23 protein-coding genes and 1 other RNA gene are annotated in these 20110 nt (G+C 72.8%); 12 read left to right on the top strand and 12 right to left on the bottom strand.

Annotated elements, in window-relative coordinates; translation table 11 throughout:
- Positions 1-27: 27 nt before the first annotated feature.
- Together ACWD4A_RS07535 and yaaA are read right to left on the bottom strand one after the other, a co-directional pair.
- A complete protein-coding gene (locus ACWD4A_RS07535; protein WP_451190576.1) occupies positions 28-1296 on the bottom strand; it encodes a Bcr/CflA family multidrug efflux MFS transporter in 1269 nt (422 codons plus the stop codon).
- A 118-nt stretch (positions 1297-1414) separates the two neighbouring features.
- A complete protein-coding gene (gene yaaA / locus ACWD4A_RS07530) occupies positions 1415-2215 on the bottom strand; it encodes a peroxide stress protein YaaA (protein WP_451190574.1) in 801 nt (266 codons plus the stop codon).
- Positions 2216-2342: 127 nt separating this feature from the next.
- Between yaaA and ACWD4A_RS07525 the strand changes: the two genes are divergently transcribed.
- A complete protein-coding gene (locus tag ACWD4A_RS07525; RefSeq protein WP_451190572.1) occupies positions 2343-3818 on the top strand; it encodes an RNB domain-containing ribonuclease in 1476 nt (491 codons plus the stop codon).
- Here ACWD4A_RS07525 and ACWD4A_RS07520 read toward each other — a convergent pair.
- On the bottom strand, positions 3769-4413 hold the full coding sequence (locus tag ACWD4A_RS07520; protein ID WP_451190570.1) for a hypothetical protein: 645 nt from the start codon (positions 4411-4413) through the stop codon (positions 3769-3771). The two genes, ACWD4A_RS07525 and ACWD4A_RS07520, sit on opposite strands and share 50 nt — an antisense overlap.
- A 78-nt stretch (positions 4414-4491) precedes the next feature.
- On the opposite strand from ACWD4A_RS07520, the gene rnpB reads away from it, so the two are divergent.
- The 7 genes from rnpB (at position 4492) to ACWD4A_RS07485 (ending at position 7955) form a co-directional block, all read left to right on the top strand.
- Positions 4492-4893: RNase P RNA component class A (gene rnpB / locus ACWD4A_RS07515), an RNA gene on the top strand.
- A gap of 263 nt (positions 4894-5156) precedes the next feature.
- A complete protein-coding gene (locus ACWD4A_RS07510) occupies positions 5157-5402 on the top strand; it encodes a hypothetical protein (RefSeq protein ID WP_451190568.1) in 246 nt (81 codons plus the stop codon).
- Positions 5403-5442: 40 nt separating this feature from the next.
- Complete coding sequence (locus ACWD4A_RS07505) at positions 5443-5898, top strand: DUF6879 family protein (protein ID WP_451190566.1); 456 nt, start codon at positions 5443-5445, stop codon at positions 5896-5898.
- Between the two features lie 17 nt (positions 5899-5915).
- Positions 5916-6767, top strand: coding sequence for a helix-turn-helix domain-containing protein (locus ACWD4A_RS07500; protein ID WP_451190564.1), 852 nt, complete (start codon positions 5916-5918; stop codon positions 6765-6767).
- 61 nt (positions 6768-6828) lie between these two features.
- Positions 6829-7128 carry a hypothetical protein gene (locus ACWD4A_RS07495; RefSeq protein WP_451190563.1) on the top strand — a complete coding sequence of 100 codons (300 nt, stop codon included), beginning with the start codon at positions 6829-6831 and terminating at the stop codon, positions 7126-7128.
- Between the two features lie 38 nt (positions 7129-7166).
- A complete protein-coding gene (locus ACWD4A_RS07490; RefSeq protein ID WP_451190561.1) occupies positions 7167-7391 on the top strand; it encodes a DUF397 domain-containing protein in 225 nt (74 codons plus the stop codon).
- Between the two features lie 96 nt (positions 7392-7487).
- Complete coding sequence (locus ACWD4A_RS07485; protein WP_451190558.1) at positions 7488-7955, top strand: hypothetical protein; 468 nt, start codon at positions 7488-7490, stop codon at positions 7953-7955.
- 71 nt (positions 7956-8026) lie between these two features.
- Here ACWD4A_RS07485 and ACWD4A_RS07480 read toward each other — a convergent pair whose 3' ends face one another.
- The 3 genes from ACWD4A_RS07480 to ACWD4A_RS07470 all read right to left on the bottom strand — a co-directional run bounded on the left by ACWD4A_RS07480 (position 8027) and on the right by ACWD4A_RS07470 (position 9027).
- On the bottom strand, positions 8027-8323 hold the full coding sequence (locus tag ACWD4A_RS07480; RefSeq protein ID WP_451190556.1) for a hypothetical protein: 297 nt from the start codon (positions 8321-8323) through the stop codon (positions 8027-8029).
- An 88-nt stretch (positions 8324-8411) separates the two neighbouring features.
- Positions 8412-8669 carry a hypothetical protein gene (locus ACWD4A_RS07475; protein ID WP_451190553.1) on the bottom strand — a complete coding sequence of 86 codons (258 nt, stop codon included), beginning with the start codon at positions 8667-8669 and terminating at the stop codon, positions 8412-8414.
- Complete coding sequence (locus ACWD4A_RS07470; RefSeq protein ID WP_451190551.1) at positions 8662-9027, bottom strand: hypothetical protein; 366 nt, start codon at positions 9025-9027, stop codon at positions 8662-8664. Before ACWD4A_RS07470 ends, ACWD4A_RS07475 begins: the two co-directional genes overlap by 8 nt.
- Before the next feature lie 159 nt (positions 9028-9186).
- On the opposite strand from ACWD4A_RS07470, the gene eda reads away from it, so the two are divergent.
- Complete coding sequence (gene eda, locus ACWD4A_RS07465) at positions 9187-9831, top strand: bifunctional 4-hydroxy-2-oxoglutarate aldolase/2-dehydro-3-deoxy-phosphogluconate aldolase (RefSeq protein ID WP_451190550.1); 645 nt, start codon at positions 9187-9189, stop codon at positions 9829-9831.
- Positions 9832-10065: 234 nt separating this feature from the next.
- Positions 10066-10509, top strand: coding sequence for a hypothetical protein (locus tag ACWD4A_RS07460; RefSeq protein WP_451190548.1), 444 nt, complete (start codon positions 10066-10068; stop codon positions 10507-10509).
- Positions 10510-10544: 35 nt separating this feature from the next.
- Here ACWD4A_RS07460 and ACWD4A_RS07455 read toward each other — a convergent pair whose 3' ends face one another.
- The 4 genes from ACWD4A_RS07455 to ACWD4A_RS07440 are packed head-to-tail and all read right to left on the bottom strand — an operon-like array spanning position 10545 to position 14419.
- Positions 10545-11720, bottom strand: coding sequence for a bifunctional RNase H/acid phosphatase (locus ACWD4A_RS07455; RefSeq protein ID WP_451190546.1), 1176 nt, complete (start codon positions 11718-11720; stop codon positions 10545-10547).
- Between the two features lie 5 nt (positions 11721-11725).
- Positions 11726-12469, bottom strand: a complete 744-nt coding sequence (locus ACWD4A_RS07450; RefSeq protein ID WP_451190652.1) for a zinc ribbon domain-containing protein — start codon at positions 12467-12469, stop codon at positions 11726-11728.
- Between the two features lie 18 nt (positions 12470-12487).
- The gene (locus ACWD4A_RS07445; protein ID WP_451190544.1) at positions 12488-13327 is read right to left on the bottom strand and encodes a Nif3-like dinuclear metal center hexameric protein; all 840 of its coding nucleotides are present in this window, start codon (positions 13325-13327) and stop codon (positions 12488-12490) included.
- A 54-nt stretch (positions 13328-13381) separates the two neighbouring features.
- Positions 13382-14419 (bottom strand): ABC transporter substrate-binding protein, encoded by a 1038-nt coding sequence (locus ACWD4A_RS07440; RefSeq protein ID WP_451190542.1) that lies wholly within the window; start codon positions 14417-14419, stop codon positions 13382-13384.
- Between the two features lie 291 nt (positions 14420-14710).
- Here ACWD4A_RS07440 and ACWD4A_RS07435 point away from each other — a divergent pair, with 291 nt between their 5' ends.
- Together ACWD4A_RS07435 and ACWD4A_RS07430 are read left to right on the top strand one after the other, a co-directional pair.
- Positions 14711-17539: a hypothetical protein gene (locus ACWD4A_RS07435; RefSeq protein ID WP_451190540.1), complete on the top strand. Its 2829-nt coding sequence runs from the start codon at positions 14711-14713 to the stop codon at positions 17537-17539.
- A gap of 208 nt (positions 17540-17747) precedes the next feature.
- Positions 17748-17903 carry a hypothetical protein gene (locus tag ACWD4A_RS07430; protein WP_451190538.1) on the top strand — a complete coding sequence of 52 codons (156 nt, stop codon included), beginning with the start codon at positions 17748-17750 and terminating at the stop codon, positions 17901-17903.
- A gap of 57 nt (positions 17904-17960) precedes the next feature.
- Here ACWD4A_RS07430 and ACWD4A_RS07425 read toward each other — a convergent pair whose 3' ends face one another.
- Both ACWD4A_RS07425 and ACWD4A_RS07420 read right to left on the bottom strand, forming a co-directional pair.
- Positions 17961-18881, bottom strand: coding sequence for a 3-oxoacyl-ACP reductase (locus tag ACWD4A_RS07425; RefSeq protein WP_451190650.1), 921 nt, complete (start codon positions 18879-18881; stop codon positions 17961-17963).
- A 43-nt stretch (positions 18882-18924) separates the two neighbouring features.
- Entirely contained in the window at positions 18925-20001 is a 1077-nt protein-coding gene (locus ACWD4A_RS07420; protein ID WP_451190536.1) for a Zn-dependent alcohol dehydrogenase, read from the bottom strand.
- Between the last annotated feature and the right edge of the window lie 109 nt (positions 20002-20110).

Raw genomic sequence — 20110 nt, 5'->3', positions numbered from 1 at the left:
ATGCGTCCCCTGTGCCCCCGCGGCCCGCTAGCGCCGCCACGGCCTGCACAGCCCCAGGAAGCACACCAGCGCCAGCGCCGCGCACCCGAGCTGGACCACCGCCATCGGCACGGCCGTCCGTTCCCCCGCGATGCCCACCAGTGGTGACACCAGGGCCCCGAGGGCGAACGTCGTCGTGCCCAGCAGGGCGGACGCCGAGCCCGCCGCGTCCTTCGAGCGCATCAGGGCCTGCGCGTTGGTGTTCGGCATGGCGAGGCCCATGGCGGACATCAGGACGAAGAGCCCGGCGGCGACGGGCGCCAGGCCCGGCTCGCCGAGGGCCCCGGAGGTCAGCACCAGCAGGGCCGCGGCCGCGAGGAGGACGACGACCAGCCCTGCGCCGAGGACCTTGTCGAGGCTGACGCGCCCGATGAGGAACTTGCCGTTGAGCTGGCCGACCAGGACCAGGCCGACCGAGTTGAGCCCGAAGAGCAGGCTGAAGGTCTGCGGGGACGCCCCGTAGATGTCCTGGATCACGAAGGGCGACGCCGAGATGTACGCGAAGAGCGCGGCGAAGGCGAAGCCGCCGGAGAGCATGTAGCCGGTGAAGACCCGGTCGCCCAGCAGGGCGCCCATCGCGCGCAGGGCCGCGCCGAGCCCGCCCGGCTGCCGTCGGCCGGGCGGCAGCGTCTCGTCGAGGACGCGCCACACCAGGAGCGTGAGGAGCAGCCCGACGACGGTCAGGACGACGAAGACGCCGCGCCAGTCGGTGAGCCGCAGCACCTGCCCGCCTATCAGCGGGGCGACCACCGGGGCGACCCCGGAGATCAGCATGAGGGTGGAGAAGAAGCGGGCCATGGCGACGCCGTCGTAGAGGTCGCGGACCACGGCCCGCGCGATGACGATGCCCGCCGCGCCCGCGAGACCCTGCAGCAGCCGGAAGCCGACCAGCAGCTCGGCGGTGGGCGCGAGGGCGCACACCGCGGTGGCGAGGACGTAGACCACCATGCCCGCGAGGAGCGGGCGGCGGCGCCCCCACTTGTCGCTCATGGGGCCGACGACGAGCTGTCCGAGCGCCATGCCCAGCAGGCAGGCGGTGAGGGTGAGCTGGACGGTCGCGGCCGGGCGGTGCAGCGCGTCGGTGACCTCCGGCAGGGCCGGGAGGTACATGTCCATGGAGAGCGGCGGCAGGGCGGTGAGCCCGCCGAGCACGAGGGTGACGAGCAGGCCCGTGCGCCGGGCCCCGGCCATCCGGTCGACGACGGGGGCCGGCCGGTCCGTCTGGGGTTCGGCGATGCCGCTGCCGGGGTCCGTCATGGGTCGCGCTCCACGGTTGTTGTCGGATCAACCATGTTGTCATGACCGTCGCGGACGATCGGCCTTACCCGGGCCGGCCTTACCCGATGTGACGGAAGCCCGCCGGTCGAAAGTCCGCTCAGAGATCCGTCACCACGACGTCCAGCGCCCACGCCCGGCCCGCCTTCGCCGGTGCCGTGTCCTCCACCGCGTACCCCAGGTCGCGCAGCGCCGCCGTCAGTTCCGCCGGGTCCGCCGGGTCGGCGCCCGCCGTCAGCAGGTCGCGGACCAGGCGCCCCTTGGTCGCCTTGTTGAAGTGGCTCACCACGGACCGCTTCTCGACCCCGTCCACGACCTTCGAGTGGAGCACCCGGACCGTCGCCGTCCGCTCCGCGACGGCCCCCTTCGGCTTCCACGCCGTCGCGTAGGCCGCCGAGCGCAGGTCGAGCACCAGCCCGTCCCCCGCCGCCTCGGGCAGGTGCGCCTCCATCGCGCCGCGCCAGTACGCGCCGAGCGCGCCGAGCCCCGGCAGCCGCACACCCATCGAGCAGCGGTACGACGGGATCGGGTCGCCCACCCGCACCGCGCCCCACAGGCCCGAGAAGACCAGCAGCGAGCGCTCCGCCCGGCGCCGCGCCGCCGCGTCCAGGGTCGCGAGCCCCAGTGCGTCGTACAGCACGCCCGTGTAGACCTCGCCGGCCGGGCGCGTGCCCGCCGTCCGCAGGCCCGCGTTCTTCGCGATCTCGCCGCGCAGCCCCTGCGACAGCCCGAGGACCTCCGCGGCCTTCTCCTCGTCGCCCGCGCACAGCTCCACCAGCTCCGCGAGCACGGCTTCCCGGGCTCCGGTCAGCCCCGGCAGCGAGAGCGCGCCGACGTCCAGCGCGGCCCCGCCTTCGACGGCCGTGGCCTTCCCCTCGGACGGCGGCAACAGCACGAGCACGGTCGATCTCCTCCAGCGGTTCTGCGGTACGGGCCCGTGGCAGCCTATGCCGAAACCGCGCCGGACCCGGCCCCCGGCGGGCACGCTCACCGCGCCGCCCGCCCCCGGCGCGCCTACGCTCGGAACCATGCCCCGCCGGGAACTGCACGTCACCGACGCGGACGGCACGCCCTTGCGGGCCGCCCTGCGCGAGTTGCGGGTACGGACGGGCGCGCCCCCGGCGTTCCCGCCCGACGTCCTCGCGGAGGCGGAGGCCGCCGCGCGCCGCCCGCCCCGGCCGCCCGCCCACGACGCCACCGACCTGCCGCTCTTCACCATCGACCCGCCCGCGTCGATGGACCTCGACCAGGCCATGTTCCTCGCCCGCCGCGCCACGGGCGGCTTCCGCGTGCACTACGCGATCGCCGACGTGTCCGCCTTCGTCCGCCCCGGCCTCGCCCTGGACGCCGAGGCACACCGGCGCGTGATGACCCTCTACTACCCCGACGGGCGCGTCCCCCTGCACCCCGACGTGCTCGGCGAGGGCGCCGCCAGCCTGCTGCCCGACCACACCCGGCCCGCGCTGCTCTGGGAGTTCGACCTCGACACGGACGGCCGGGTCGTCCGGACGGACGTGCGCCGCGCCCTCGTCCGCAGCCGCGCCAAGCTCGACTACGCGGGCGTCCAGCGCGCCGTCGACTCCGGCACCGCCGAGGAACCGCTGTCGCTGCTGCGCGAGATCGGCCTGCGCCGCGAGGAACTGGAGCGCACCCGCGGCGGCGTCTCGCTGCACGTGCCCGAGCAGGAGATCATCCACCGCGGCCGCCACTACGCGCTCGAATACCGCGCCCCGCTGCCCGCCGACGGCTGGAACGCCCAGATATCCCTGATGACCGGCATGGCCGCCGCCGACCTGATGCTCCGCGCGGGCACCGGCATCCTGCGCACCCTCCCGGCCGCGCCCGAGCCCGCGGTCACCAGGCTGCGCCGGGTCGCCCGCGCCCTCGGCGTCAACTGGCCCGAGAACATGCCGTACGCCGTCGTCGTCCGCGCCCTCGACCCCACCCACACCCAGCACGCGGCCTTCCTCCAGGAGTGCACCGCCCTCCTGCGCGGCGCGGGCTACACCGCCTTCGACCGCGACCGCCCGGCCGCCCTCCCCGTCCCCGCCGACCCGGCCGCCGTCACCCACGCCGCGCTCGCCGCCCCGTACGCCCACTGCACGGCCCCGCTGCGCCGTCTCGTCGACCGCTACGCGGGCGAGCTGTGCCTGGCGGCGGCCGCGGGCACCGAACCCCCGGAGTGGGTGCGGGTCGCCCTCGACGCGCTGCCGGACGAGATGGCGACGGGTACCCGGCGGGCCGCCCGGATCGAGCGGGAGTGCGTGGACCTCGTCGAGGCGGCGCTGCTGCGGGACCGCATCGGCCAGGTCTTCGACGCCTACGTCGTGGACGTCCAGGAACAGCGGCCCACCGCGGGCACGGTCCACCTCTACGAGCCCGCGGTGGTCGGCCACGTCGAGGGCGACGCCGACGGCCCGCCGCTGCCGCTCGGGCACCGCATGCGCGTCCGCGTCATCGAGGCCGATCCGGGCCGGGACAAGGTGTGGTTCGCCCCGGCGTGAGCCCGGCCCCCGCGATCAGCTCCCGGATCGCGGCCACGGCGGCCCGCGGGTCGTCGGCGTGGCAGTGGACCGTACGGACCTCCCGGCGCCGCCCGAGCGGCCGCGTGACGGTGGCGGGCCCCGACAGCTCCACCGTGAGCGAGGTCTGCCCCGCGACGGGGAGGTCCAGGACGCCGTCGGGCGTCTCGCCGCCACTGGGGAACCGCAGTTCGGGGCGGGCGTCCACGAGGAGACGGGCCGGTATCCGTACGTCCAGCGCACCGCCGTGGCGGACGCGCAGCCCGTCCGGGCCGACCGTGTGCGGGCGGACGACGTTCCCGGCGTGGTAGCCGAGGGCGAGCAGCACGGTGTAGACATCCGCCGCCAGCACCGTCCAGTGCAGGACGGGTATCCCCATGGCCGCCGTCCAGAAGGTCATCCCCACGGTCTCGACCAGGCACACGAAGACCAGGGCGTACATCGTCGACGCCTGGGCACGGGCGTACCCGAAGCCCCGCACACCGTCGCCGACCCCGTCGCGGCGCCGCGTCAGCCACAGCGCGAGACCGGTCCACGTCCTCGCCTCGTGCACGGACCACGCGCGTAAGAGCCTCATGGGACCAGTAGAAACGTCGCCCCCTGGACAAGGTCAAGGGCCCGCGTGCACGGCAGGTAGCATGGTCAGCACGGCGGACGAGCCGGCCGGGCGGCCGCGTGGGATCTTCGGATCCCCCGAGGAACGTCCGGGCTCCACACGGCAGGGTGGTGGGTAACGCCCACCCGGGGTGACCCGCGGGACAGTGCCACAGAAAACAGACCGCCGGAGGCCGCGAGGCTTCCGGTAAGGGTGAAACGGTGGTGTAAGAGACCACCAGCGTCCAGGGTGACCTGGACGGCTAGGTAAACCCCACCCGGAGCAAGGTCAAGAGGGGCCGCCGCACGGCGACCCTGCGCGGACGACCGAGGGCTGCCCGCCCGAGTCCGCGGGTAGACCGCACGAGCCTGCCGGCAACGGCAGGCCTAGATGGATGGCCGCCTCCCCGAAGGCCGCGAGGCTTCCGGGAGACAGAACCCGGCGTACAGGCCGACTCGTCCGTCGACCATCTGAAGCAAGGCCCTCTGATCTGCCAAAACGGCAGGCCAGGGGGCTTTTTGCCGTCAGATCACCGTCCTCGCCGTCTCGGAGTGGTCATAGCTGTTCCGGCCTCTTTCCGGGTGTCATGTGGCGATGTCGTGGCGGCGACGGAAGCCGCCGGCCGGGCCTCTGACAGCCCCTGCTGCAGGCCCTCTTGACGCCGTGGCGCCCCAAGGACGAGGGTCGTGCAACCAAGCGCAACTGGCTCGGCACGGGAGGCAGTCATGGCACTACGGTTCATCGCGAAAGATCCAAACACCCAGACAGGACAGAGCCCGACGGCATGGGTGGACGAGGACAACGCCGACATGGTGTTCCAGGGGTGGAAGGCCGATGAGACGACCCAGGACGAGTGCCAGGAAACGGGACCCATCCCTGACCACGAGACAGTGATCCGTATTCCGGCACGCATGGTGCCAGCGATCAGGAAGGCATGCGATGTGGCAGAACAACGTGCCCGACTTCAGTGAGCTGCTGAGGTCGGCACGGCAGTCGGCTGTCCACCTGGAAATGCGCGACTCCTACGGTGTCGCTGAGGAGGCTGCCGACTTCGAGCGGTGGCGGGCGACCGGGGTTCAGAACCTCGACCCCGAGTCCGACCACTGGAAGCCCTGGCTCGACCTCATCCGTGAGACCGTGGCCCGGGGTGTCGCGGTAAGGCGGGTCCGAATCGTCTCCGAACCGGTCACCGACTACATCCGCTTCGAACACGCCAGCACCTACCTGACCGATCAAGCCGGCGAGGAATCGCGTTGGCTGCCTCGGAGCGAAGCGTCGGACATCGCGCTCCCCGGCAACGACTTCTGGCTGCTCGACAACAAGGCGGTTCGCTTCAACCTGTTCTCCGGTGACGGCGCAGGCCTGGAAGGGCAGTACTCCGAAGACCCCGCCGTGGCACGGCTCTGCACAACCGCGTTCGAGACGGTGTGGGACCGGGCAGTCCCGCACAAGGAGTTCAAGGTCTGACGTACAAGAGCCACCTCATGCCCACGAATACGCCGTCGTCTGCCGTACAGGCCGCCCGCGAAGCCCTCGCGGAGCGTCTGGTCGATATCCGCAAGAACGCCGGTCTCCAGTCGCGTGAGGTGGCCGATCTCTGCGGCTGGCACAAGTCCAAGGTGTCCCGGCTGGAGAACGCTCGCACGCCTCCATCGGATGACGCCATCCGCAAGTGGTGTCAAGCCTGCGGCGCCGAAGAACACACTGACGACCTGATCGCGGCCACCAGGACCGTCGAGTCCATGTACGTGGAGTGGAAGCGGCTCCAGCGCAGCGGTCTGCGGCAGCTCCAAGAGGAAATCGCCCCGCTCTTCGAGCAGACCCAGCTGTTCCGTGTGTACTGCTCGCATCTCGTGCCCGGTCTCCTCCAGACCCACAGCTACGCGGCGGCCATGCTGAAGATGTACGGCGGCTTCCACAAGACGAAGCCAGACTTCGAAGAGGCCGCAGCGGCTCGTGTACGCCGGTCACACGTGATCCGCGAACCACGACGCCGCGCCGTGCTCCTCGTCGAAGAAGCCGCGCTGTACCACCAGGTCGGAGACTCGGCGGTCATGGCTGGACAACTCGGCTACCTGCTGGAGGTCATGTCGTTGCCGTCCATATCTCTAGGCGTCATCCCATTTCGGGGAGAGCGGGACATGTGGGCGGTCGAGACGTTCAGCGTCTACGACGACCGGCAAGTGGGGGTCGAGCTGCTGACGGCCCGGGTCACCGTGACCTCCCCGAGCGAGGTCCGGATGTATCTGCGAGCCTTCAAAGGGCTGCAACGCCTGGCCGTGTACGGGTCCAACGCGCGGACGCGCATCACCTCTGCGATCGATTCCCTGGAGTAGGGTCCGCAACTTCATAGAACTCTGTTGAGCCCCGGAAGCGCCCGTCTCTAGCGTCTTGGGCATGACCACGGACATCGAAGCAGCCGCACAGCAAGCCGACGCCTTCCTGGCAGGCAAGAAGAAAGCCGACGACGTGGCTTTCATGCTGGGTCGAGTGCTGGCGGAGATGGGCATCAGGGTCGGGGACACGGACTCGTGGCCGCTGTTGAAGGGCCGCGCGTCCCTCAGTGGTGAGCCGTCCGTGTTCCTGGGGACGGTGCCGTTGCCGACGGCCCGCAAGCTGATCGACGCCCTGATCCACGCGGAGTTGGAGAAGCGGTGCCGGCGGGATCGTGACGTCGGCCGTGACCACGACGGCTGACGAGAGGTGTCCCTACCCGCCCATCAGGAAGGATCGTCATGACCGACCTGTACAACCTCACCCTCGACGGCGCCCAGTTCTCCAAGGCGTGCGGAGGCAACACTCACCCCGACGGCGAAGCATGCGTGACCCTCGCCCGCATCGATGACAACGTCTGGGCCATGGGCGACAGCAAGCGGCCCGGCGCCGAGCCGCTGAGGTTCACCACGGCCGAGCTGGACGCGGCCGGTATCGACCCGGCCCGCTTCGGCCTCACGGGCTGACCCACGGCCACACCGGCCGCTCGTCGACTGGCGGCCTCCGCTCCCCGGAGAGGACGGAGGCCGCCTTTCCTTTGCTCTGGAACGGGAAGGATCCAGTTGCACGTTCACGGGTACCTCTGGACCGGCGACAAGGCGGCGTTCGACAAGGAGAGCATCCGTCGCCCGCCGCCGTCGGTAGCGCCGACTTCCACGAGCCCCGCCGACGTGGCGGAGCGGTACCGGGAAGCCGTCACGGAGTGGAAGACCACGAATGTCCCGCCGATCGAAACGGCCCACTGGTTGCTGAAGCCAGCCCGTCTGATCCGAGGCACCTGGGACGAGCCGAAGGAGGCAGCCGACTGGCTGGGTCAGCAACTCGCCGAGCACGCGCCCCGGTTCACCTCGGAGTACGACCAAGGCACGACGAGGATGGTCGCCCTCGTCGCCTCCACCGCTGAACGTCTGACGCTCGGTGGAGATGTCTCGCTCGGGTTCTACCTGAGAGGGACCTTGTTCCTGTCATTGGCACTGGTGACGTGCTCCCCGAACCGTGCCGAACCCGAACTGCCCTGCCCGCTGGGCTAGGGCGTCCGGTCAACGCGCCGGCGCAAAAGGCTCCGTCTCCGGCCACCAGTACTCCCAGGCCCAGCCATCGCTCACTCTTCGACCGCCCGCCGCGCCGCCGCCTTGATGCGTGCCACCTCGCGTGCCGCGGTCCGCATCGGCTCCTCGTCCGAGGCCGCCCGGACCCGGGCCTCGGCTTCGCGCAGGCGGCGGGCCGTTGCGGGGTGACGTTCGATCTCGACCGCCACTGCCCAGCGCAGCAGGAATCCGTCGACAGGCCCGACGGACTGGGTCGCCGCTGCCAGGGTGAGCACCTCGTCCCGCTCGGACTCCATCCGGGGAAGCAGCGACGGGGCCACACGTGCGAGGGCTTCTCTGAGTGCGGACACGGTTCTCTCCGGGCGTTCGATGACCGACTCATCACCGCCGTCCACCGCGTGCGCGGACGGGGCCGAACCGGCCGACCGGGTCACAGGCTCACCACGGAGTGACCTGCCGGATGTAGACGCGTTCATGCCGGGGCACCACCTGGTAGACGAACATCCCGTCGTCGACGACTTCTTCGCGCATGGCGGGTGACTGCCCCTGATAAGTGGTGCCGTCCAGGTAATGGGTAGCCGCGGCGCGCACCAGTTCGTCGGCTCGCTCCTCGACACAGGCGATGAAAGCGAGGTCGTCGAGACCGCCGATGACGTGCTGGGCATCCGGATCGTATTCCCAGCTCCAATCAGCCACCGGTCACCGCCGCGCGGGCCTCGTTGTGGACCGCGAGGCTTTCGTCCATTGCCGCGCGCCACTCGGGGTCGTCGCGGTCGAGGGTATGGATGCGGTGCTGCGCCTGCCGCATGCGGTGAGCGAGGTCGGGGCGCCGTTCGATCTCGATGACCGTTGCCCATTTCAGCTGGAAGCCCTTGATCGGGCCGAACGCCCCGGACTCGGTGGCTTTGGTGAACACCATGTCGCGGTCGGCCAGGAACTCGGGCAGACGCGTGGGGGCGACGCGAGCGAGAGCGGTGCGTAGCGCGGGAAAAGTGGCGGCGGGCCGCGGGATGAGTTCCCCACCGGCAGGTGGTTCGGCGGGTTGTGCGGTCATGTGGCGCCCTTCCTCTCAAGACCGTAACTGGCATCCGACCGTGCCCACCCCACACTAATCACGCACCCCCGCCCGGCGGAGAGAACCGCGGAACCCCGCCCCGTTGCACACCGCGCAACGACCATTGCGTACCCCGCTCCCCCGCGACAGGATGCCCGCGTGACCCCCTCACCGCTGGAATCCCCGCCGGAATCCCCGCTGGACCTCGCCCCCGTGCTTCCCGTCGTCGTGGTGTCCGATGTCGCCGACGCCGTGCCGCTCGCGCGGGCGCTGGTCGCCGGGGGGCTGCGTGCGGTCGAGGTGACGTTGCGGAGCGCAGGGGCGCTGGAGGCGATACGGGCCATCGCGGCGGAGGTGCCGGAGGCGGTCGTCGGCGCCGGCACTGTACTGACGCCTCATCAGGCCGTGACGGCCGTGGACGCCGGGGCCCGGTTCCTGGTGAGTCCCGGGTGGACCGAGCGGCTGCTGGGGACGGTGCGCGGCACGGGCGTGCCGTTCCTGCCGGGGGTGTCCACCGCGTCGGAGGTCATGACGCTCCTGGAGCGGGACGTACGCGAGATGAAGTTCTTCCCGGCGGAGGCGGCGGGCGGGGTGGCCTTCCTGAAGTCCCTCGCCGGGCCCCTGCCGTCGGCCCGTTTCTGCCCCACGGGCGGCATCGGCCCCGGCTCCGCCCCGGCCTACCTCGCCCTGCCCAACGTGGGCTGCGTGGGCGGTACGTGGATGCTGCCCGCCGACGCGGTCGCGCGCCGGGACTGGGCGCGGGTGACCGGACTCGCGCGCGGCGCGGCGGCCCTGCGCGGCTGACCCCGTGCCGTCCGTGCGCCCATGCCGTCCATGCCGTCACTCAGCGGTCATCTCACCCCACCGATGTCGTGTCGTCCGAAAGGGTCAATCTGCGAAACGCGCCATGGAACGCCATCGAACGCCACTCCCCCCGCCGTACCTGCATCGGCGGACGACGGCGGGCTCGAACCGGCCGCCGTCCGCCGGGATTTCCGGCTCTGACCCGCACCCCTTCCGCGTAATCTGCTGCTCGCCATGAACGATTTCGTTGACGAGGCCCGCTCGCGAGTCGCACACCTGCTCAGGATGGCCAACACCACGGACGCCCGGATCAGGGCGCGGATCATCGAATACGCGGACACCACCCCGGAGCCGCCCGTCATGAGCCGCGCCGGGATCGTCACCACCGGTTGCCCGCGCTGTCTCAGGACCGCGTGGCGGCAGCACGACACCGAGGGGCCCGTATGGGTCTGCGCGTCGTGCGGCCATGTGGAAGGAGTAGTCGTGAAGTGTCCCCACTGCGATGTCGCCATGACCCCGCCGCCGATGGGCGCGCCGGACCGCTGGCAGTGCCCGACGTGTCCGCGGGTCGCGGCCACCGGTGAGAGCGCCCAGGACATCGAGGACCGCGAACGCCAGCGGATGGCCGCCCTGGCGGCCCTGGACGATGCCATGGCGCTGCGCGCGGCGGAGCAGTGACCCCCACCCCACTGGGGGACGCTCCCGCCGAACGGCTACCGCAAGTGGGACGTCTCGTTCAGCAGGCGCAGCGACGCGTTGCCGTCCGCGTAGTACGCCACCGCGGAGAGCGACGCCGCGGAGAGTTCCATGCGGAAGAGGGACTCCGGCGGGGCGCCCAGCGCGAGGCGGACGAGGGTCTTGACGGGGGTCACATGGGTGACGAGCAGGACCGTCCGGCCCGCGTACCGGGTGAGGAGGCGGTCGCGGGTCTGGGCGACGCGGCGGGCGACCGTGGCGAAGCTCTCGCCGCCGCCGGTCGGGGCGGCCTTGGAGGAGGCGAGCCAGGCGTCGAGGTCGTCGGGCCAGCGCTCCTTGACCTCGGCGAAGGTCAGGCCCTCCCAGGCGCCGAAGTCGGTCTCGCGCAGCCCTTCCTCGACGCGGACCTCCAGGCCGAGGCGCGCGGCCACGGCGGCGGCCGTCTCGCGGCAGCGGCGCAGCGGCGAGGTCACGACGGCCTGGATCGTGCCGCGCGCGGCGAGGGCGGCCGCGGCGGCCTCCGCCTGGCGGCGCCCGGCGGGCGAGAGTTCGGGGTCGGCGCCGGCGCTGCCGGAGAACCGCTTCTGCGGGGTCAGCGCGGTCTCGCCGTGCCGTAGCAGGACGAAGGTGGTGGGGGTGCCGAGGTCGGCCGGTGCCGCCCAGCCGACGGGCGCGGCCTTCGGCTCCGCGAGCGGGGCCCCGTCGGCCGCGGTGCTCCGCGGGGCGGGCCGGGAGGCGGAGCGTACGGCCGCGGTGGAGGCGCCGGGCTCCCACTGCCTGCCCTGACGGCCCGCGTCCATGGCCTCGTTGGCGAGCCGGTCCGCGTGCTTGTTCTGCTCGCGCGGGATCCACTCGTAGTCGACCCGGCCGGCCGGGAGGACCGTACGGGCCTCGGCGGCCAGCGGCTTCATGTCCGGGTGCTTGATCTTCCAGCGGCCGGACATCTGCTCCACGACGAGCTTGGAGTCCATCCGGACCAGGACGGCCGCTTCCGGGTCGAGGGCCCTGGCCGCCTTGAGGCCCGCGATGAGGCCCTTGTACTCGGCGACGTTGTTGGTGGCCGTGCCGATGTACTCGGCGGCCTCGGCGAGCGCCTCGCCCGTCGCCGGGTCCAGGACGACGGCGCCGTAGCCGGCGGGCCCCGGGTTGCCCCGGGAGCCGCCGTCCGCCTCGACGACGAAGCGATTCGCCATGGGTGCTACAGGCCCGACTCGGAGGTGCGGACCAGGATGCGGGTGCAGTTCTCGCAGCGGACGACCGTGTCCGGGGCGGCGGCCCGCACCTCGTTGAACGCGGTGATGTCGAGCTCCACGCGGCAGCCCTCGCAGCGGCGCTGGTAGAGGCGGGCCGCGCCGACGCCGCCCTCCTTGATCCGCAGCTTGTCGTAGAGCTTGAGCAGGTCCGCCGGGACGGAGCCGGCGACGATCTCGCGCTCCTTGGTGACGGAGGCGGTCTCGGCGTCGAGCTCCGCGGTGGCGGCGTCGCGGCGCGCGACGGCGTCGTCGACCTTGGCCTGGACGGACCCGACGCGGGCGGTGAGCTCGGTGGCCCGCTCCTGCGCGGACTCGCGGCGCTCCATGACCTCGAGGACGACGTCCTCCAGGTCGCCCTGGCGCTTGGCGAGCGAGGCGACCTCGCGCTGGAGGTTCTCCAGGTCCTTGGCGGACAGGCCGACGCCGGTGTCCAGGCGCTGCTGGTCGCGGGCGGCGCGCTGGCGCACCTGGTCGACGTCCTGCTCCGCCTTGGTCTGCTCGCGGGCGGTGTCGCTCTCCTCGGTCTGCGCGGCGACGAGCAGGTCGCGGTGCTGGGTGAGGTCGGCCTCCAGGGCGGCGATCTCGGCGTGCTCGGGCAGGCTCCTGCGCTTGTGCGCGAGCTGTCCGAGGCGGATGTCCAGGGCCTGGAGGTCGAGGAGGCGGATCTGGTCGGCGGGCGCGGCGTTCAGTTGGGGGCTCCTGTTGGGTTACTTGTGCGGGAAGGCGGACGCCGCGTGGGCGGTCCAGGGGTCGGTGACCGTACGGGAGACGTGGGTGCGCAGGTCCCACCCGTGGCGGTCGGAGATCTCGTCGAGCTGGGCGGCGGCCTGCTCGGTCCAGGGCCACTCGGTGGCCCAGTGCGCGGCGTCGACCAGGGCGAGCGGGCTGTGCTGCTGCGCCTCGGACGCGGGGTGGTGGCGCAGGTCGGCGGTGACGTAGGCGTCCACGCCCGCGGCCCGTACCTCGTCGAAGAGGGAGTCGCCGGAGCCGCCGCAGACGGCGACCGTGCGGATGGTGCGGTCCGGGTCGCCCGCGACGCGGATGCCCTGCGCGGTGGCAGGCAGCCGCTTGGCGGCGCGCTCGGCGAATTCGGCGAGCTTCACCGGCGGGTCGAGCTCGCAGATCCGCCCGAGGCCGCGGCGGCCCGCGGGGTCGGTCGGGTCGGGCACCAGGGGGCCCGTGACCCGCAGGTCGAGGGCGCCGGCGAGGGCGTCGGAGACGCCGGGGTCGGCGCGGTCGGCGTTGGTGTGCGCGACGTGCAGGGCGATGTCGTGCTTGATGAGGGTGTGCACGGCCCGGCCCTTGAAGGTGGAGGCGGCGACCGTGGTCGTCCCCCGCAGGTAGAGCGGGTGGTGGGTGACCAGCAGGTCGGCGCCGAGCTGCACGGCCTCGTCGACGACCTCCTGTACGGGGTCGACGGCGAACAGGACCCGGCCGACGGTGGCTCCGGGGTCGCCGCAGACCGTGCCGACGGCGTCCCACTGCTCGGCCCGCTCCGGGGGCCACAGGGCGTCGAGGGCGGCGATGACTTCAGACAGTGCGGGCACGGGGGAAAGGCTACCTTCCTGCCGTGCCCTAGCGGCCATCGTGCGGGCCGGGGCCTACTTCACGAGGAAGCCGCGGAGATCGTCGAGGACGCTGTTCGCGGCGGTCACGCCGAGCCCGAGGTACCAGGTCTCGTCCTTGACGTCCTTGGCGTGGCCGTCCTTGACCGCCTTCAGGTTCTTCCAGAGCGGGTTGTCCTGGGCGCTGTCGCGCTTGGTCCTGTCGGGGTCGCCGTAGACACCGGTGAAGATCCAGTCGGCGTCGGCCTGGTCGATGTTCTCGGGGCTGATCTGCTCGGCGAGCTTGTCGCCCTGCTGGTTCTTCGGGCGCGGCAGCCCGGCGTCCTTGAGGATGGTGCCGATGAACGACTGGCCCGCGTAGAGGCGGGTGAACTGCGGCATGTAGCGGAGCATGGTGATCGTCGGCTTCTTCCCGCCGACGTCCTCGCCGAGCTTCTTCGCCTTGGCCTCGTAGGCGTCGAGGTTCTTCTTCGCCTCGGCGGTGCGGTCCAGGGCGGCCGCGTTGAGGAGGTAGTTCTCCTTCCAGGTGAAGCCGGGGCGGACGGAGAACACGGTCGGGGCGATCTTCGACAGGTCCTTGTAGCTCTTCTCCGCGCGGAGCTTGCTGCCGAGGATCAGGTCGGGGTGGAGGTCGTTGATGGCCTCCATGTTCAGGTTGTTGACCGTGCCGACGTTCTTGGGCTCCCCGGCGTCCTTCTTGAGGTAGCCGGGTATCTCCTGGCTGCCTTCGGTGGGCGCCCAGCCGACCGGCTGCAGCCCGAGGGACACGACGTTGTCGAGCTCGCCGACGTCGAGGACGACGACCCGCTTGGGCCGCTCCTTGATCTCCGTGGTGCCGAGGGCGTGGGTGACGGTGCGCGGGAACTGTCCGGGCGCGGCGTCGGTGCCCATCTTCTTCGTCTGCTCGCCCGCCTTGCCGAAGTCCTTGCCGCCCTCGGCGACGGCCTTGGAGCCGTTCCCGCCGTCCTTGCCCGCCTTGTCCCCGCCGCCGTCGGAGGAGCCGCAGGCCGCGAGGGACAGGGCGGCGGCGAGGGACAGGGTGACGGCGGCGGTGCCGCGGCGGCGGAGGGACATCGCGTACTCCTGGGAGGAAGAGAGGTGGGGACGCACGTCGAGCGGCGGCGGTCAAGGGGGCCCGCCAGGCCACTTAGGCTCGCCTTACCTTAATCGGACGGGAGTGAGCGAAGCACACCCACCCCTCATCGCTCAGGCGAATCGGACATCCGCCACCCTTACGCGTGAAGCGGACCCGCTCTCATTGTTCGGCAGGTAGTGCGATAACTACGTTCAGTGCCGGAGGTGACGTTTCTCATGACGGTCTGTGCCCCCCAGAGCACTCCACAGAGCACCCCGCGGAGCGCCCCGATGGACATGAGACGCGCGGCGTTCACGGTCACGGCGGGCGGTTCCTACGCCGCGCGGCTGGCTCTCGACGCGGGAACGGGTGGCTGGTTTCCGGAGCGCTGGACGCTCGACGGCCCCGAACCGTACGCCGTGCCGCTGCCCGGCACCCAGCCCGAGGAGCCCGACAGCGAAGTGCTGCCGATGGCCGACGGCCGGGTCCTGATCCGGCGCCGGGTCGCCGACCGGCACGCGCTCGCGCTGCTCTACCCCACCGGCCCCAGCACGGGCGAACTGCAGGTCGGCTCGGTGGAGTGCGCCCGGCTGTCCCTGCTGCCCCCGGCACCCGGCGGCTCGGTGGCCTACGGGCTGGTGCACCGCGAGCGGTCCACCGCGCTGTGGCTGCTGCACGGCGGCGCGTTCGGCCCGGAGCAGATCGTGGAGGTGGCGGGGCACTGCGCGGGCGGCGCCTGGCTGGACCGCACGGGGCGGCTGCTGGCCCTCGACCGCGAGCTGGAGGGCCGTACGAAGACCGTGGTCGTCGACCTGGGGCGCGGCGGCGAGACCAGCCCGCTGCTCCAGATCACCGAGGAGAGCAACGACCGGCTGCTGCTGGCCGACCCCTACAGCGGTCTGCTGCTCGTCCGGTCGGACGCCCCCGGCGAGGACCGGCTGGGGTGGGGGGTGCTGGGTTCGACCCGGCCGGTGCGCTTCCCCGAGTGCCTGCGGCTGCCCAACGCCAGGCTGACGCCCTTCGCCGCGCAGCCCGGCCAGGAGCTGGTGCCCGAGGGGTGCGCGGTGGCGTTCCGCATCGAGGGGCCGACCGGCAGCTGGGTGGGGGTGTGGCGGGCCGCCGAGCGCAGGCTCCAGCAGTTCCCCGCCCCTGCGGGCTGGCTGGTCGGCGCGGGCCTGTGGACCACCGGCGGCGAGCTGCGCCTGCCGTACGTGACGCCGTACGTCCGCTGCGGGCTGGCCCGGCTGCGCCTCCCCGACTCGGACCGCGACCGGGAACGGGGCGAGGGCCGGGATACGGGGCCGATGCCGGACGCCTCACCACAGCGGCCGGCCGCTGCACCGGTGACGGCGCCTCCGGCACGGCGGCCTCTCGCCGACCCGGACCGCACGGAAGCGACGCCCTCCGGGGGGCAACTGCGCATCCCCCCGGCCCCACCGGATCCCGTACGGGCACAACCCCCGGGCCCGGCGCGGCCGGTAGCGGCCTCAGGCCCGGAGCGGGTGACGGCGGTCGCTCCGACACCCGGCCCGGCAGGGACGCCACCGAGCGGCCCGGCTCCCGCCCCTGCGCGGGTCGCTCCGGCGGATCCGCCACCCGCCCCCGCGCGAACGGCACCGGAGGCCCGGACTCCCGACCCCGTACGGGTGGCACCCGCTACCCCGGAATCCGGCAGAACCACGCCGGACGCCCGGAGTCCCGCCCCCGCATGGACACCCCCGAACACTCGGCCTCCCGCCCCCGCACAGGCGACACCCACCGCCGCAACGCCCGACCGGCCAGCGTCAGATGTACGGACGCCCGGACCCGCGTGGACGGTCCCGAACGCTCGGGTTTCCGACCCGGCGCAAGCGCCACCCACCGCCCCGGCCCCCGGTAGGGCAGCCCCGAACGAGCAGACACCCGGACCCGCATGGACAACCCCGGCCCCCCAAGCCTCCGGCCAGGCCCAAGCGCCACCCACTGCCACAACACCCGACCGGCCAGCACCAGACGTACGGACGCCCGGACCCGCGTGGACGGTCCCGAACGCTCGGGTTTCCGACCCGGCGCAAGCGCCACCCCCCGCCCCGACACCCAGCAGGGCAACCCCGGGCCAGCAGACACCCGGACCCACATGGACAACCCCGGTCACCCAGACCTCCAGCCCGGCACAAGCGCCACCCCCCGCCCCAACACCCAGCAGAGCAACCCCGAGCCAGCAGACACCCGGACCCACATGGACAACCCCGGTCACCCAGACCTCCAGCCCGGCACAAGCGCCACCCCCCGCCCCAACACCCGACCGGCCGGCCCCGGGCACCCAGAGTTGCGGCGCCCCCTGGGCCGCCCCGCACGCCCAGGTCTCCGGCCCGGTGCAGGCGGCACCGGTCGCTCCGGCGTCCGGCATCACGTGGACGGCCCCGGACGCTCGGGCTTCCGGCCCGGTACGGGTGACACCCACCGCACCGCCAACACCCGGCCGGACAGCCCCGGACGGACGGACGCCCGGACCCGCGTGGACGCCCCCGGTCCCCCAGGCCTCCGGCCAGGCGCCGGCGCCTGGCCGGACGGTGCCGGGCGCCCAGAATTCCGGCGCCGTATGGGCGGTCCCTGACGCACAGGCTTCCGGCCCGGCGCCGGAACCCGTACGGGGCCAGGCCCCCGCTCCGGCACCGGCCGCCCCCCGCGCCTCCGTACCCCCGCAGGCACCGCCCCCGGCGCGGACGTCGCCGCCCCGCGCCGCCGCGCAACCGCCGGAGGCGCACGCGCCGCTCCACGCCACCACGCAGCCCCCGGTGCACCCCCACCCGCACACGTCGTACCCGCCGCCGCAGACGTCCCCGCAGCCCGCCCAAGTGCTCACGCCCGTACCGCCGCAGGCGTCGGCGCCCTCCCGTTGTGCGCCGCAGGGGCCCGTGCTCGGGTCGGTGCCGATGGTGGAGGCCGACGACCGGACCTCCGGGGTCTGGACGGCGGTGCCGCCCTCCGACTGTCCCGGGCGCCCGGCGGCGATGCCGGACGCGTGGTCCGCCGCCGCGCGGACCGCGCACCCCGTCCAGGGGCACGCGCAGCCGCCCGACGCCTCCCGGCCGGTGCCCCTGCAGCAAGCGCCGTTCGGAGGGAATCCGCATCCCTGAGCCGGGCGACTCGCCGTCGGATCGGGTGGCCCGGTGGATCAAGGTCCCGTTAGTATCGGGCGGGGGCTGCGCAGCCGTACTGGACGGGCATCAAGGTGAGCCGGACGGTCGTGCGCGGATAGCGTGTTGACTTCCGTCGACGTCGCGCGCCGCTGCCACGCCCCCGAGCGCAGGCACCGCAATCCCATCCGACGGAGTGACTTTTTCCATGCCCGACGCCCGAACCGACACGACCGAGGCGCGCCCCCTTGAGGTGTCCGCCCAGGCCGCAGCCACCGGCTCCGGCAGGCACCGCGGTCCGGAATCCCCGGACGAGAACAGCGCCCCCACCCATGGCAAGCACCGCCGCCCCGAGAGGCCGTAACCGCTCTGCTTCCTGACCCGCCGGGCGGGCTGCGCGACGCAGCCCGCCCGGCGTGCTTCACGACCCTCGCTTCAGGCCCAGCACCTCCGGCGCGGCGAACGTCTCGCCCAGCGGCCGCCCCGCGAAGTACGGAGTGAGCGCGCCGTCCACCTCCTCCACCCCCGAGGCGTCGAACTTCACCGCGATCCGGGGCCGCTCGACGACCGCCACCATCCCGCCGTGCACCACGAACACCTGCCCGTTCACCCCCGCGGCCGCCGGGGAGGCGAGGTAGGCGACGAGCGGTGAGACGTGCCCGGGGGCGAGCGCGTCGGGCCCGCCCTCCTCCGGCGCCCCGGGGAAGACTTCCTCCGTCATCCGGGTCCTGGCCCGCGGGCAGATGGCGTTGACGGTGACCCCGTACTTGCGGAGCGCCTCCGCCGTCGAGGTGGTGAGGCCGACGATGCCGCCCTTCGCGGCCGCGTAGTTCGGCTGTCCCGCCGACCCGGCGAGGAACGCCTCCGAGGAGGTGTTGACGATCCGTCCGTACACCGCGCGGCCGGCGGTCTTCGAGCGTTCCCGCCAGTGCGCGGCGGCAAAGCGCGTGGTGTTGAAGTGGCCTTTGAGATGCACCCTGATGACGGAGTCCCACTCGTCCTCGGTCATGGAGAAGACCATCCGGTCGCGGAGGATGCCCGCGTTGTTGACGAGGATGTCGAGCGAGCCGCCGGTGTCGACGGCCAGCCGGATCAGCTCCCGGGCCTGCTCGAAGTCGGCCACGTCGCCGGCGTGGGCGGTGGCCAGGCCGCCGGCCGCCCGGATCTCGGCGACGACCTCCGCCGCGGGCCCGGGGGACGCCGCGCCGGAGCCGTCGCGGCCCGGCTGTCCGTAGTCGTTGACGATGACGTGCGCGCCGAGCCGGGCCAGTTCGAGGGCCTCGGCGCGGCCCAGGCCGCGCCCGGCGCCGGTGACGACCGCGGTCCTGCCCGCCAGGGATATCGGCACGGTTCCCCTCCCTCTGTACGGTCCCTCTGTACGGCCCTCAGATCTCCACGCAGGTGCGCAGCGCCTCGCCGGTGCGCATCAGGTCGACGGCGTCGTTGATCCCGGCGAGCGGGACCCGGTGGGTGATCAGTCCGGCGAGGTCGATCCGGCCCGCCCGCCAGAGGGTGACGGCCCGTTCGTAGGCGCGCAGGACGTCGCCGCCGCCGTACAGGGACGGCAGGATCCGCTTCTCGTCGAAGAACAGCTCGAACATGTTGAGCCGGAAGTGGTCGTCCGTCGCGCCCGCCCCGACGACGCAGAGCGTGCCACCGCGCCGTGTCGCCCCGTACGCGGCGCGGGCGGTGGCGGACTTGCCGACGACCTCGAAGACGTAGTCGAAGCCCTCGCCGCCGGCGTTCCGGACGACGGCCTCGCCGAGGGCGTCCGGGTGGACCGCCTCGGTCGCGCCGAAGCGCAGCGCGGCCTCGCGCCGGGACTCGACGGGGTCGACGGCGACGATCCGCGCGGCCCCGGAGAGCCGGGCGCCCTGCACGGCGCAGATCCCGACGCCGCCGCAGCCGAGGACGGCGACCGTCGAACCCGCCGTCACCCGGGCCGTGTTGAGGACCGCGCCGAGGCCGGTGGTGACACCGCAGCCGATGAGCGCGGCGATGTCGTAGGGCAGGTCGTCGGGGATGGGGACGGCGCAGCCCGCGTCGACCACGAGTTCCTCGGCGAAGGTGCCGGTGCCCGCGAATCCGAAGACGTCGGTGTTCCCGTGCCGGAAGTTGGGGGTGCCGGAGTTCATGAAGCCCGCCAGGCACAGCTGGGGCTGGCCGCGCCGGCAGGCCGGGCAGCCGCCGCAGGGCGGCAGCCAGCAGACGAGGACGCGGTCGCCGGGCCGGAGCCCGGTGACGCCCTCGCCGACGTCGACGACGTCCCCCGCGCCTTCGTGCCCCGGGACGAAGGGGGCGGGCTGCGGCAGGACGCCGGACATGGCGGAGAGGTCGGAATGGCATACGCCTGCGGCGCGCAGGCGGATTCGCACTTTGCCGGGGGTCGCTTCCGCCGTCTCGACTCCGTCGAGGACTTCGAGCTTGTCCTGGCCGGTCTCTCGCAGCACGGCTGCGCGCATCTTTATCGGGCTCCCTTCGCGGATCGTAGTCCACGGCCTGCGGGCAAATTCAGCCCGTCCGGCGATTGAGGACGCGGCCGCTGGGGGCACCCCCGGACGGAGTCTGGGG

The sequence above is a fragment of the Streptomyces sp. NPDC002537 genome (assembly GCF_053594975.1).
Note: the sequence above shows the minus strand (reverse complement) of the source record. Positions and strands in the feature narration are given on the sequence as shown.